The 12,122-nt window shown below is 67.3% G+C and carries 12 protein-coding genes and 1 tRNA gene; 8 read left to right on the forward strand and 5 right to left on the reverse strand.

The genetic code is table 11. The features are described 5' to 3' along the window. Window positions 1-365 precede the first annotated feature (365 nt). The 3 genes from WC815_19230 to WC815_19240 all read right to left on the reverse strand — a co-directional run bounded on the left by WC815_19230 (window position 366) and on the right by WC815_19240 (window position 1,379). Window positions 366-439 (reverse strand) — tRNA-Gln (locus WC815_19230). A gap of 57 nt (window positions 440-496) precedes the next feature. Beyond that, window positions 497-829: a hypothetical protein gene (locus tag WC815_19235; protein MFA5910916.1), complete on the reverse strand. Its 333-nt coding sequence runs from the start codon at window positions 827-829 to the stop codon at window positions 497-499. A gap of 16 nt (window positions 830-845) precedes the next feature. Further along, window positions 846-1,379: a hypothetical protein gene (locus WC815_19240; GenBank protein MFA5910917.1), complete on the reverse strand. Its 534-nt coding sequence runs from the start codon at window positions 1,377-1,379 to the stop codon at window positions 846-848. A 76-nt stretch (window positions 1,380-1,455) separates the two neighbouring features. Here WC815_19240 and WC815_19245 point away from each other — a divergent pair, with 76 nt between their 5' ends. The 5 genes from WC815_19245 (at window position 1,456) to WC815_19265 (ending at window position 6,051) form a co-directional block, all read left to right on the forward strand. Then, the gene (locus WC815_19245; protein MFA5910918.1) at window positions 1,456-1,722 is read left to right on the forward strand and encodes a FeoA family protein; all 267 of its coding nucleotides are present in this window, start codon (window positions 1,456-1,458) and stop codon (window positions 1,720-1,722) included. A gap of 4 nt (window positions 1,723-1,726) precedes the next feature. Continuing rightward, entirely contained in the window at window positions 1,727-3,718 is a 1,992-nt protein-coding gene (locus tag WC815_19250) for a ferrous iron transporter B (protein ID MFA5910919.1), read from the forward strand. Window positions 3,719-3,720: 2 nt separating this feature from the next. Beyond that, window positions 3,721-3,906, forward strand: a complete 186-nt coding sequence (locus WC815_19255) for a hypothetical protein (GenBank protein MFA5910920.1) — start codon at window positions 3,721-3,723, stop codon at window positions 3,904-3,906. Between the two features lie 71 nt (window positions 3,907-3,977). After that, window positions 3,978-4,412 (forward strand): CBS domain-containing protein, encoded by a 435-nt coding sequence (locus WC815_19260; GenBank protein ID MFA5910921.1) that lies wholly within the window; start codon window positions 3,978-3,980, stop codon window positions 4,410-4,412. Between the two features lie 79 nt (window positions 4,413-4,491). Beyond that, entirely contained in the window at window positions 4,492-6,051 is a 1,560-nt protein-coding gene (locus tag WC815_19265) for a 4-coumarate--CoA ligase family protein (protein ID MFA5910922.1), read from the forward strand. On the opposite strand, the gene WC815_19270 is transcribed toward WC815_19265, so the two are convergent. Then, window positions 6,041-7,615, reverse strand: a complete 1,575-nt coding sequence (locus WC815_19270) for a GMC family oxidoreductase N-terminal domain-containing protein (GenBank protein MFA5910923.1) — start codon at window positions 7,613-7,615, stop codon at window positions 6,041-6,043. The two genes, WC815_19265 and WC815_19270, sit on opposite strands and share 11 nt — an antisense overlap. Further along, on the reverse strand, window positions 7,612-8,895 hold the full coding sequence (gene gltX / locus WC815_19275) for a glutamate--tRNA ligase (protein MFA5910924.1): 1,284 nt from the start codon (window positions 8,893-8,895) through the stop codon (window positions 7,612-7,614). Before gltX ends, WC815_19270 begins: the two co-directional genes overlap by 4 nt. Window positions 8,896-8,963: 68 nt before the next feature. On the opposite strand from gltX, the gene WC815_19280 reads away from it, so the two are divergent. The 3 genes from WC815_19280 to WC815_19290 all read left to right on the forward strand — a co-directional run bounded on the left by WC815_19280 (window position 8,964) and on the right by WC815_19290 (window position 12,120). Continuing rightward, entirely contained in the window at window positions 8,964-9,899 is a 936-nt protein-coding gene (locus tag WC815_19280) for a manganese-dependent inorganic pyrophosphatase (protein ID MFA5910925.1), read from the forward strand. Window positions 9,900-9,968: 69 nt separating this feature from the next. Next, complete coding sequence (locus tag WC815_19285; GenBank protein MFA5910926.1) at window positions 9,969-11,264, forward strand: HAMP domain-containing sensor histidine kinase; 1,296 nt, start codon at window positions 9,969-9,971, stop codon at window positions 11,262-11,264. Window positions 11,265-11,388: 124 nt separating this feature from the next. Continuing rightward, window positions 11,389-12,120, forward strand: coding sequence for a Crp/Fnr family transcriptional regulator (locus WC815_19290; GenBank protein ID MFA5910927.1), 732 nt, complete (start codon window positions 11,389-11,391; stop codon window positions 12,118-12,120). The last annotated feature ends 2 nt before the right edge of the window (window positions 12,121-12,122 follow it).

The raw sequence follows: 12,122 nt of genomic DNA on the forward strand, positions 1-12,122 counted from the left end.
CTTCGACCACCGGTACCTCCGCACTCGGAGATACCAGAACTCCTTGCTCCTGCTCCATTCGAACCCTCCTCCTGAAGGGGGTCAGCATTAGTGTCGCAAGGGGGTCAATATCACTGTCGCTCTACACCCCCAGCCCTCGAAGTAGCAATAATCGCAAACCGGGCAGAACATTGAATCTTCAGGTTGGCAATTCGGAGGGATTTCTCTCTGCGATTCCCTCACGAATCTCTTGAGGATGGTAGTTCAGAAGAGTGGCCGGAACGGTCTTGGTAGATTTTCAGAATGTCACTCAACAATGTCACTTACGTCGATTTCGGGCCCTGAACGGCCGAAAATCCTAGGAAATTCGCCTGAATTGGAGTGATTGGCTGGGAGGCAGGGATTCGAACCCCGATAAGCAGAGTCAGAGTCTGCTGTCCTACCGTTGAACGACCTCCCAGTAGGGGTAAGAACCTCCGATTATATGAAGTCCCGGAAGCCCGGGCAAGGCGAACAACTAGAAGATCGCCCACACGGGCGGAAATGTGCCCAGAATCCCGATCCCGGTCAGCGCCAGGGTGAGCAGCCACACGGGCCCTGGCGCCACCTCGCGGCCCGCCCATCGGGCGTGGAGCACCCCCCAGGCGATCAGCCACGCGATGGTGGCAAAGGCGGCGCGGCCCGAGAGGCCTCCAGCCGGCCCGTACAGCGCGGGAGCCGAGAACACGCCAGCCTCGTTCAGCAGGACAAAAGCGCCCATCGCGAACGCGCCGATGCCGGCGCCGAGGAATGCCGCCATGGCGCTCCCGTTCGCGAGGGTGGGTGCGATGGGATCGAATTTGCTGTTCACCTGCAACTCCATCTGGCTATTGAAGAGGGGCCACCTTGTTTACGAACACGCCCAGCAGCGACACGCAGGAGACCAGCGCGAGGCAAATTGCGAGCAGCATGATGGCCGTGTTCCGCAGCGCCGCATCGGTGAGCAGCTTCGACCCGTAGCGCACGGCCACAAACGCCACCGCCGTCGCCAGCATCGCCGCAATCCACGGCGCATGCTCCTTGGTTTCCATCGCGAAGGCGTGCAGCCAGGCGGTGTCCGGGTTTGCCGTCAACGCCGACCGGGGGAACTGCGCCAGGTCCGTGGTGCCGGCAGGAGGCGTGGCGCGGTAGGGCGGGAACACGATGAAAGTGCCCACCAGCACCGTCAGCCACAGCGTCAGCGCGGTCAACACCGTCAGCCCGGCAACAGCACCCGAAGCGTTGGGGGGAGGCGGCGACGTCACGCTCGATGATCGCGCCGCGTACAGAAAGAACAACGCCGCGCCCAGTCCCAACATGGCCCCGCCGCCGAGCCCGATGCCGTGAACCATCGTCCAGAGACTGCGTTCCGTGAACAGCATCTCGATCCCTCCAGTTTCAGGCCTAAAAACCCATTGTGAGACTGCGTCTCAGCTTGTAGTACGATAGGCGGACTCCATGGTTGAAGTTACCACCCTTGCCAAGAGCCCGGGCGCCGGGCGCGCCCTGACCATGCCCCTGATGGATCTTGGGATCGGGACGGTCGCCGTCCTCCGCGAGGTCATCGACCTCAAGGCCCGCGCCGTGCTGCGGTCGCTCGGCCTCACCGACGGCGCCAGGCTGCAGCTCTGCCAAATCGGTGACCCCTGCATCATACAGGTGCGATCCACCCGGATCGGGCTGTCACGGGCGGTCGCCCAGTCAGTGTTCGTCACCATCGAGTAACTCCGTGAGCACGACCGGTTCAGCAGCCGTCCTCGCGGACCGCCCGCTCGGCGGCACCGCGATTCATCGCATCCTGCTCGCGGGCAATCCCAACACCGGCAAGACCACGCTGTTCAACGCGCTCTGCGGCACGCGCGCCAAGACCTCCAACTTCCCCGGCACGACCACGGCCGTGCGCACCGGCCGCACCGCGTGGGCCGGCTGGGCCGAGCCGGTGGACATTCTCGATCTTCCCGGTGTCTACGACCTCCAGCTGGATGCCCCGGAAAGCGCGATTGCCCGCACCGCCCTCGCCACCGCCCCCGCCAACGATGCCGTCGTCGTGGTCGTGGACGCCTGCAACCTGACCCGCAACCTCGTGCTCGTCGCGCAGTTGCTGGGCGGCGATCGCCGGGTCGTGGTGGCGCTCAACATGAGCGACCTCGCCGCGCGCCGCGGCCTGGTCATCGATGCACCCGCCCTGTCGCGCCACCTCGGCGTCCCGGTGGTCCCAATCGTGGCGCGCACTGGAACGGGCCTCACGGCGCTGCGGGTCGCGCTGCTCGACAGCGCCCGCCGGCCTCACGCGGACCTTCCCGCGCCAACGGCGACGGCCGAAGTGCTGATGGCGTGGGCCGAGGATGTCGCCGGCCGCGTCACGTCCGGCGATGACGCCGGCCGCGCCGACACCCTCACCGACCGGCTCGACGGCGTGCTGACGCATCCGGTCCTCGGGCTCCTGGTGTTCATGGCGGTAATGGGAGGACTGTTCTGGGTCCTCTTCGCGCTGGCCACGCTGCCGATGGACTTGATCGACGCCACCTTTGCCGGCCTGCAGCGCATGTTGGAGGCGGCCATGCCGGCCGGCGCCGTGCGCGATCTCCTGAGCCAGGGCGTCGTCGGCGGCATCGCCGGCACCATCGTCTTTTTGCCGCAGATCTGCCTGCTGTTCTTCCTGATCACACTGCTCGAAGACACCGGCTACCTCGCGCGCGCGGCGTTCGTGCTGGACCGCATGCTGGCGCGCTTCGGCCTGCCGGGCCACGCGTTCGTGCCGCTGCTGACGTCGCACGCGTGCGCGTTGCCGGGGATCATGAGCGCGCGACTGATTTCGGATCGCCGCGATCGCCTCGCCACCATTCTCGTGGCGCCGTTCATGAGCTGCTCCGCGCGCCTCCCGGTGTACGTGCTGCTCACGACGCTGCTGTTTGCCGGGCGTCCCGCCGCCGCCGGCATCGCGTTCGCCGGCTGCTATCTGCTCGGCGCGTCCGCGGCGTTGTTCACGGCCTGGCTGTTCGGCCGCACGATCCTGCCGGGCAGTCCGCGCCCGATGATTCTCGAGCTGCCGACTTACAAGCTGCCCTCGCTCAGGAACGCCCTGCTCGCCGCGAGGGATCAGGGCCTCTCGTTCCTCACCACCGCCGGCACGGTGATCGTCACCATCTGCATCATCATGTGGTGGCTCAGCGCGTATCCGAAGGTCGACCTCGTGCCCGCCGCGCAGGTGCTGCAGGTGCGGGCCGCGGAGCCTGGCCTGGGCGGAGAACAGGCGGCCGCACTCGTCGCCGAAGCCGGCGCCATTCAGTCGAAGGCCGACCAGGCCGGCAGCTTCGCGGGACGCATCGGCCACACCCTGGCTCCCGCGTTCGAACCGCTCGGCTTCGACTGGCAGCTGACCGTTGGCGTGCTGACCAGCTTCCTGGCCCGCGAGGTGTTCGTGTCGACGATGTCGGTGCTGGCCGGCGGGCAGGGCGACGGCAACCTGGACGAAGGCGTGGTCGCGCGCATTCGTGGCATGACGCGTGATGACGGCACGCCGGTGTTCTCGGCGGCCACCGCGGCGTCGGCGCTGGTCTTCTTCGTGCTGGCCATGCAGTGCCTGCCCACGCTCGCGGTCACGCGCAAGGAAACCGGCAAGCTTCGCTACGCCGCGCTCCAGCTTGGCTACATGTCGGGCCTGGCTTACATCGTCGCGCTGGCCGTTTACCAGGGCCTGCGGGCCGCGGGAGTCGCGTAGCCATGGCACTGCTGCAAGACGGCCTCGTCACCGTGATCGCCATCGCCGCCGCCGCGGCCTTGCTTCGGCGCGTGTTCGCCTCGCGGCGCACGAGTCCTGGTGCGGCCGTCCAGAAGCCCGGATGCCCGGGCTGCGCGTCGGCCTGCGACCCGCCCGACCCACATTCGCCCTCGCCCGCCTCACATTGACGCGCTGAGCGCCCCTTCGACCGTCCTGAACCGCAGGATTCAGTGGTTGCAAACTTGCAGCAAGGCGAGTCATGTCGAAACTTGCAAAAGACGTGATGACCACCGATCCGCAGTGCTGCACCGCGGAAACACCCCTGAACGACGTGGCCAAGCTCATGGTTGAGTGCGACTGCGGCGAAATCCCCGTAATCGACGCCGCCAAGCGCCTGGTTGGCGTCGTGACCGACCGCGACATCGTCTGCCGCATCGTTGCCAAGGGCAAGAACCCGTCGGCGATGACCGCGGCGGATTGCATGAGCCAGCCGGTCGTGTCCGTGCACTCCGACACCTCGGTCGATGAGGTGCTGTCAACGATGGAAGCGAAGCAGATCCGCCGCGTGCCGGTAATCGACGCCGCCGGCCGTGTCTGCGGCATCATCGCGCTGGCCGACGTGGCGTTCAGCGAGAGCAAGAGTGAGGTCGGCGAGCTCGTGCGCGAAGTGTCGCGCGGCGCGACGACGCACTAGGGCCATTTGACCGGGGGTCCGGTCCGCGACATACTCTGCGGCTCCCAGTTGAGCAGCGCCGGCGCTGCCAAGGAGGCCGATGCTATTTCGCAGCCCGTTTCCCCCGGTCGAGATTCCCCGCGTCGCCCTTCACGACTTCGTGCTGGGCGGCTCGGCCGCTCGCGGTGACGCGCCCGCGCTGGTGGACGGTACCACCGGCCGGGCGTTGAGCCACGCGCAACTGGTCAATCAGACGCGCTGCCTGGCGGCGGGCCTGGCCGGTCGCGGCATTCGCCAGGGCGACGTGGTCGCGATCTGGTCACCCAACCTGCCGGAGTACGCCGTGGTCTTCCACGCGGTGTCTCGCCTCGGCGCCATACTGACCACCGTCAACCCCACCTACACGGTCGACGAGCTCGCCTATCAACTCAAGGACTCCGGCGCCAGGCTGCTCATCACCACTGCCGCGCTGCTCGACAAGGCGCGCGCCGCCATCGTCGAGGCCGGCAATGTCATCGAGCTGATTACGATCGATTCGGCGGACGGTGTGCCGTCGCTGGCCACGATGTCGGTGGACGCCGAGCCGCCGCCCGTCGTGATCGATCCGGACAACGACGTGGTGGTGATGCCGTATTCATCCGGCACCACCGGCCTGCCGAAGGGCGTGCTGCTCACGCACCGCAACCTGATCGCCAACCTGTTGCAGATCGACGCGATGGAGCCGCACGACATGCAGGCACTTCTCGGGGTGCTGCCGTTCTTCCACATCTACGGCATGGTCGTGATCATGAACTTCGGCCTCATGCGCGGCGCCACCGTGGTCACGCTCATGCGGTTCGACCTCGAGACCGTGCTGCGGATCCTCCAGGATTTCCCGATCGCCATGGCGCACGTGGTGCCGCCGGTGGTGATTGCCTTCGCCAAGCATCCCCTGGTCGATCGCTACGACCTGTCGAACCTGCGCTGGCTGTTCTCGGGCGCCGCGCCGCTGGGCAGCGAGATCACCAGCGCCGTCGAGACGCGCCTGCCGATCAAGGTGCGGCAGGGCTACGGGATGACCGAACTCAGCCCGGTCACCCACTACACGCCGGCCGGCGGCGAGCGTGCCGGCAAGGTCGGCCTGCTGGCGCCGTCCACCGAACTCCGCGTCGTCGACCCGGCGACCGGCGCCGATCTCGGTGAGGGCGAGGCGGGGGAAGTATGGGTGCGCGGCCCGCAGGTCATGAAGGGCTACCTGAACAACCCGGAGGCCACCGCGCAAACGATCGATGCTGACGGGTGGCTGCACACCGGCGACGTCGGCGTGGTCGATGCCGAGGGCTACCTCGAGATCGTCGATCGGCTGAAGGAGCTGATCAAGGTGAAGGCCTTCCAGGTGGCGCCGGCCGAGCTCGAGGCGCTGCTGCTGAGGCACCCGAAGATCGTCGATGCGGCGGTGTTCGGCGTGCCGGACGACGAGTGCGGAGAAGTGCCGAAGGCGATCGTGGTGATACGCGAGCCGTTGACGGGCGACGAGGTGAAGGCCTTCGTCGAACTGCACGTGGCCCACTACAAGCGGCTGCGGCACGTCGCCTTCGCCGACGCGATTCCCAAGTCGCCGTCGGGGAAGATCCTGCGCCGCGTGCTGGTGGCGGCGGAGCGGGCCGCGGCTAAGGCCTGACCAGCAGCGCGGCCTTCTCGCCGATCATCACGCATGCCGCGTGCGTGGTGGCGTTCACCACGTCCGGCATGATCGAGGCATCGGCGACGCGCAGTCCCTGCACGCCGCGCACGCGCAGGGCCGGATCGACCACCGCCCGGGCGTCGGCGGCCGGCCCCATCCTGCAGGTGCCGGCGCCGTGGTAAATGGTGTCGGTGTCGCGCCGGACGAAGGTGGCGAGGTCGGCATCGCTCTTCATCGCCGGCCCCGGCAGGAGCTCATCCGCGCGCAGCGGCTCGTAGGCGTCCGCTTCGCCGAACCAGCGCGCCAGCCTCACGCCGCGCACCAGCGCATCCACGTCAGCCTGCTCTTGCAGGTAGTTGGCGCGAATGATCGGTGCCGCCAGCGGATCCGCGGACCGCAGGCGGACTTCTCCGCGTGACCGGGGCTGCACCAGCGACACGGTAATGGTGATGAACTTGTCGGGCGTCTCGACGCCGCGGCCCACGTAGAACTGCAGGTCGGGCGGGTTGCCCCAGTCCATCTGGCTCGATCGCGTGAACAGCCCCGCCGAGACCGTGGAACCCGGCAGCTCGGTCTTGCCGTTCCAGCGGACCGACAGCTTCAGGTGGTCCTGGAAGTTCTGTCCGACACCCGGGACGTCGGCGACGACCGGAATGCCGAGCGCCTTGAGCTGATCGGCGGGGCCGATGCCCGACAGCATCAGCAGCTTCGGCGAATCGATGACACCGCTGCTGACAATGACCTCGCGGGTCGCGCGCGCCCGTGCCGGCTTGCCGTCGCGCAGGTACTCGACGCCGGCAACGCGGCCCGCTTCGATGATCAACCTGGTCGCCTGGGCCTGCGACCGCACTTCGAGGTTCGGTCGCGACAGCACCGGCTCGAGGAACGCATCCGCCGCGCTGTGGCGCTTTCCGTCGAGGATGTTCTTCTGGTAGAAGCCGGCGACGTTGACCGGCGCCGGCAGGTTGAAGTCGAAGCGCGCGTCGGCCTTGTAGCCGTGTTCCGCCGCGGCCCGCAGGAAGGCGCGGTGGCCGGCATGCGGATCGGTGCACAGCGACACCGCCAGCTCGCCAGCCCCGCCGCGGTACGGCGTCTCGCCCATCTCGTGGCGTTCGGACTTCTTGAACAGCGGCAGCAGCGTCTCGTAACCCCAGCCGGTGTTGCCATCGCGTTCCCATTTGTCGAAGCAGAACTGGTGGCCACGGATGAAGGTCATGGCGTTGATGGCGCTGGTGCCGCCGTGCACCTTGCCGCGCGGAAAGGCGATGCGGCGGTTCTGCAGGCCCGGTTCCGGCTCCGTGACGTAGCCCCAGTCGTACTTCGATCCGATCAGCGACACCCAGCGGCCAGGCGTTGTGATAGCCGCGTCGTTGTTGTCGGGGCCGCCGGCCTCGAGCAGGAGCACGCGAATCGACGCATCCGCGGACAGGCGGTTGGCGAGGACGCAGCCGGTGGATCCGGCGCCGATGATGATGAAGTCGAAGTCTCGTCCCGTCGGCTGGGTCATGCCGGCGAGCACGGGGGACGCCCCCACGATCTTGATGAAGTCACGGCGATTCATGGAAGTGTGGCGATGAGCCGGTCCATTCGCGTCAGCACTCGAGCCTGGCCCAGCAGCACCAGCATCTCGAACAGCCCCGGACTCACCATGCGGCCGGTCATGGCCAGGCGTGCGCCGTGGATCAGCGTGGCCGCCTTGGCGGCGCGCGCTTCGGCGAGCTCTCGCAGGCGCTTCTCCAGCGCGACCTCCGTCCATTCCGGGATCACGGCATACGCGTCTCGCAGCGCCTGCAGATGTCCCTTCGCCTCGGGCGAGGACAGATGCTTCTTCACGCCAGCTGCGTCGTAGCCGGCGGGATCGACGAAGAACGGCGACAGTTGATCGGCGAACTCCGTCAGCTTCTTGCACCGCGGCCGCAGGAGCGTGAGGACTTTCGACAACCAGGCCGAGTTGCCATCCAGCTGCAAGCGCGCAATCAGCTCGCCGTCCGACAGGCGCAGGAGATGCTGGTGGTTGAACCAGTCGAGCTTCTCGGTGTTGAACACCGCGTTGCCGCCGCTGATGCCCTCGAGGTTGAAGCGCTGGACCAGGTCGGCCTTGGTGAACAGCTCGTCGTTGCTGCCGGTGCCCCAGCCGAGCAGGGCCAGGAAGTTGAACATCGCCTCCGGCAAGTAGCCTTGCTTCTCGTACTCCGTCACCGAGGTCGCGCCGTGCCGCTTGCTGAGCCGCTGCTTGTCGGCGCCCATGATCAGCGGCACGTGCGCAAAGGTGGGCGGCGTCTTGCCGAAGGCGTGGTAGAGCAGCACCTGCTTCGGTGTGTTCGAGATGTGATCGTCGCCGCGGACCACGTGGGTGATCTCCATGTCGATGTCGTCAACCACCACGGAGAGGTGATACGTGGGGTGCGTGTCGGAGCGGAGGATGACGAAGCTCTCGATGTGTTCGTTGTCGAACTCGATCGGCCCATGCACGCTATCCACGAACGTGGTCTTGCCGGGCGGCACTTTGAAGCGGATGGCGCCGCCATCCTCGAAGGCCTGCCCGCTGTCGAGCAACTGCTTCGCCGCCGCGCGGTAGCGGTCCAACCGTTGCGACTGGTAATACGGCGCGTGAGGGCCGCCGACTTCGGGGCCCTCGTCCCAATCGATGCCCAGCCACCGCAAGCCGTCCAGGATGCCGGTGACCATTTCGGCCTGCGAGCGCTCGACGTCGGTGTCTTCGATGCGGAGGATGAAGACGCCGCCGTGCCGGCGGGCATACAGCCAGTTGAACAGAGCGGTCCGGGCGCCCCCGACGTGCAAGTAACCGGTAGGGGAGGGGGCAAAGCGAAGGCGTGGCACCACTCGGTATTATTAACCGCTCGGCGCTCACCCGTCGCCTGGGATGCGTCAGGATAGGGGGAGCGCCCATGGCGGAGCAACTCGTCTACGTCGTCGGTCACAGGCATCCCGACACCGATTCCATCGGTTCGGCGATCGCCTATGCGCATCTGAAGCAGGTGCTTGGCGAGGCGCACGTGCGCCCGGCGCGGGCGGGCGATCTCAATAGCGAGACGCGCTACGTCCTCGACCGGTTCTCGCTGGCGACTCCGGAACTGCTGGCCGACGCGAGAGGCCGGCGCCTGATCCTCGTCGATCACAACGAGGTGGCGCAGGCCGTTGACGGCATCCGGCAGGCCACCGTGCTCGAAGTCTGGGAGCACCACCGCGTCGGCGACCTCGATGTTCCCGAGCCGATCGTCTTCCACTGTGAACCGGTTGGAGCGACCGCCACGCTGATCGCCGAGCAGTACTTCCTCCACGACATTCAGCTGCCGCCGGCGATCGCCGGGCTGCTGCTGGCGGCGATCCTCTCCGACACCCTGGTGTTCGCGTCGCCGACCTGTTCCGGGAAAGACCGGTCCGTGGCGCGGCGGCTCGAGGCGATTTCCGGCATCGACGCGGCCTCGTTCGGGCGCGACCTGATGGCCGCGCGCGGCGACGTGACCGGGCGCCCGGCGCGGGACCTGGTCGAGAGCGACTTCAAGGAGTTCACGTTCGCCGGCCACCGCGTGGGCATTGCACAGATTGAGGCGCCCGACGCCACGCCGCTGCTGGCCCGCCGCGCGGAGTTCTTCGACGAACTGCGCCGGGTCCGCGCGGAGAAAGGGCTGGTGCAGGTGATCCTGCTGGTGACCGACATCAGCCGGAAGGGAAGTCACGTCTGGTTCGCGGGCGACCGCGGCGACCTCCTGGAGCGGGCGATCGGGCGGCCGCTGGTCGAGGGCGGCGCCTATGTCGATGGTTGGATGTCGAGGAAGAAGCAGGTCGTGCCACAGCTCGAACAGGCCTTCACCACCATTTGACGACTGTGCAATACGGCACACTCGATATCGTTGGCCGGAGGGTACTTTGACTTGACCCTCAAGGCCTGTATGACGCTACCTTCCCTGGTCACCCTTGACGACGTGGACGTGACCGCCGACCTGGATCGACGCGCCCGGCGCTCGCCGGATTTCGAGGCGGAACACCGCGCGCTGACCGCCTTGATCACCGAGCTGGCTCTCAACCCGCGCAACATGCTCCAGAAATTGGCGGAAGTTGCCCTCGATCTCTGTCACGCCGACACGGCGGGCATCAGCCTGCTCGAGGGGGATTTCTTCCGCTGGGAAGCCGTGGCCGGCCTCGCCGCCGCTGCCCGCGGGACCACCATGCCACGGCACGCCAGTCCGTGCGGTGTCTGCATCGACCGAAATAGTGTGCAACTGCTGCGGGTGCCGGAACGATGCTTCCCCGCGCTGCGGAATCAGCCCCGGTTTGCCGAGGCGCTCCTGGTGCCGTTTCACGATCACGGCGTCCCGGTCGGAACCGTCTGGATTGTCAGCCACACCGACGAGCGCACGTTCGACAGCGAAGACGCGCGTGTGGTCGGCGTCCTGACCACGTTCGCGTCAGCCGCGTGGCAGGTGTGGCGGACGAGCGAGGCGGCGGCCCACAACGAGATGCGCAAGAACCAGTTCATTGCCACACTGGGCCACGAACTGCGAAATCCGCTGGCGGCACTCACCACTGCCGCCGCGGTGCTCAAGATGCGGGCCGGCGACGATGAGGGCGTGCGGCGCAGCGTTGACGTGATCGGGCGTCAATGCCGGCATGTCAGCCGCCTGGTGGACGACCTGCTCGACATGGCCCGCATTGAGAACGGCAAGCTGCTGCTTGACGTCCAGCGCGTGGATCTTCGCGCGATCGTCGCCAGCGCCCTCGAGGCGCGCCGGGCAGAGCTCGAAAGCCGGCGGCAGGTGCTGACCGTCTTGTTGGGGAGCGATCCGGTCGTCGTCGAAGCCGACCCGGTTCGCGTCGTGCAAGTCGTCTCGAATCTCGTGGACAACGCCGCGAAGTACACTCCCGATGCCGGGCACATCACGGTCGCCGTGTCGTGCGAGGGCGGGGACGCCGTCGTGTCGGTGCAGGATGACGGGGCCGGCATTCCGGCCGAGCGGCTCACGAGCATCTTCGAACCGTTCATCCAACTGGCCGAGTCTCGCGACCAGGCCCGTGGAGGCATGGGCCTGGGCCTGGCGCTCGTGCGCCGGCTGGCGGAACTCCACGGCGGCAGCGTTGGCGTGGCCAGCGACGGGCCGGCGCGCGGCAGCCGTTTCACCGTGCGCCTCCCGGTGCATACGATGCCCGCCGGGCGTGGGCAGCTACCGTCCGCCACCTCAGCCGCATAGGGCTGCCTCGCTGGGATTTTCGCACCGGCCAAGAAATTGTCCGTCTGCACGTTCCCCGAGGCGCAGGATTAGGGCCAATTCGACCACTGGCCGACGGGTACGGCATTTGCTACAGGCAGCGGCGATGCCGCAACCATCGTCGGCGCCCACCACCCGCCGGCTGCCGATCCTGCCCGTTCTGCGGCCGGGCGGCGACAGGTTGGGTCGCCCCGCATCCAATATCCGCGCCCTCTTCGAGTCAACCGGCACACCATTCGCGCGGATCGAACACGCTCGGCGTGCGGTCGTGTTCCGGCAGGGCGACGCGTCCGACACCGTCATCCACATCGAACGCGGCCAGATTCTGCTGACCGTGGCAGCGCGCAACGGCAAGGAAGCAGTCTGCGGCCTCATGGGGCCCGGCGCGTTCCTGGGAGAAGAGGCGCTCAGCGGCCAAACCGAACGGCGGCAGACGGCCACCGCCCTCACGCCGGCGACGGTGTTCGTCGTGACGAAGGGCGAAATGAGCCGGCTGCTGCAAACACGGTCGCCAATCGCGGATCGGTTCATCGCGCATGTGATCGCGCGCAACACTCGCCTCGAGTCCGACCTGACCGATCTGATCCTGCATTCCAGTGAGCAGCGCCTGGCGCGGACGCTGCTCGTGCTGGCCGGCTACAACGGGCGGCGCCCGAGCCGGGGCCTGCTGCCGAACATTTCCCAGGAGATCATCGCGGAGATGGTCGGCACCACCCGTTCGCGCGTGAACAGCTTCATCGGGAAGTTCAAGAAGCTCGGGTTCATCGAAGAACGCGGCCGGCGCCTCAAGGTCAATCCTTCCCTCCTGCAGGTCGTCCAGGATGATAAGGCGGGCTGAGC

This window comes from Vicinamibacterales bacterium, assembly GCA_041659285.1.
In the GTDB taxonomy this organism is placed as follows: domain Bacteria; phylum Acidobacteriota; class Vicinamibacteria; order Vicinamibacterales; family UBA2999; genus 12-FULL-67-14b.

What these genes read in the sequence shown, in the direction of transcription:
- WC815_19265 (MFA5910922.1), top strand. Translation starts at nt 4,492, where the DNA reads ATGCTATTTCGCAGCCCGTTTCCCCCGGTCGAGATTCCCCGCGTCGCC.
- WC815_19245 (MFA5910918.1), top strand. Translation starts at nt 1,456, where the DNA reads ATGGTTGAAGTTACCACCCTTGCCAAGAGCCCGGGCGCCGGGCGCGCC.
- WC815_19270 (MFA5910923.1), bottom strand. Translation starts at nt 7,615, where the DNA reads ATGAATCGCCGTGACTTCATCAAGATCGTGGGGGCGTCCCCCGTGCTC.
- WC815_19285 (MFA5910926.1), top strand. Translation starts at nt 9,969, where the DNA reads ATGACGCTACCTTCCCTGGTCACCCTTGACGACGTGGACGTGACCGCC.
- WC815_19260 (MFA5910921.1), top strand. Translation starts at nt 3,978, where the DNA reads ATGTCGAAACTTGCAAAAGACGTGATGACCACCGATCCGCAGTGCTGC.
- WC815_19255 (MFA5910920.1), top strand. Translation starts at nt 3,721, where the DNA reads ATGGCACTGCTGCAAGACGGCCTCGTCACCGTGATCGCCATCGCCGCC.
- WC815_19290 (MFA5910927.1), top strand. Translation starts at nt 11,389, where the DNA reads ATGCCGCAACCATCGTCGGCGCCCACCACCCGCCGGCTGCCGATCCTG.
- WC815_19240 (MFA5910917.1), bottom strand. Translation starts at nt 1,379, where the DNA reads ATGCTGTTCACGGAACGCAGTCTCTGGACGATGGTTCACGGCATCGGG.
- WC815_19280 (MFA5910925.1), top strand. Translation starts at nt 8,964, where the DNA reads ATGGCGGAGCAACTCGTCTACGTCGTCGGTCACAGGCATCCCGACACC.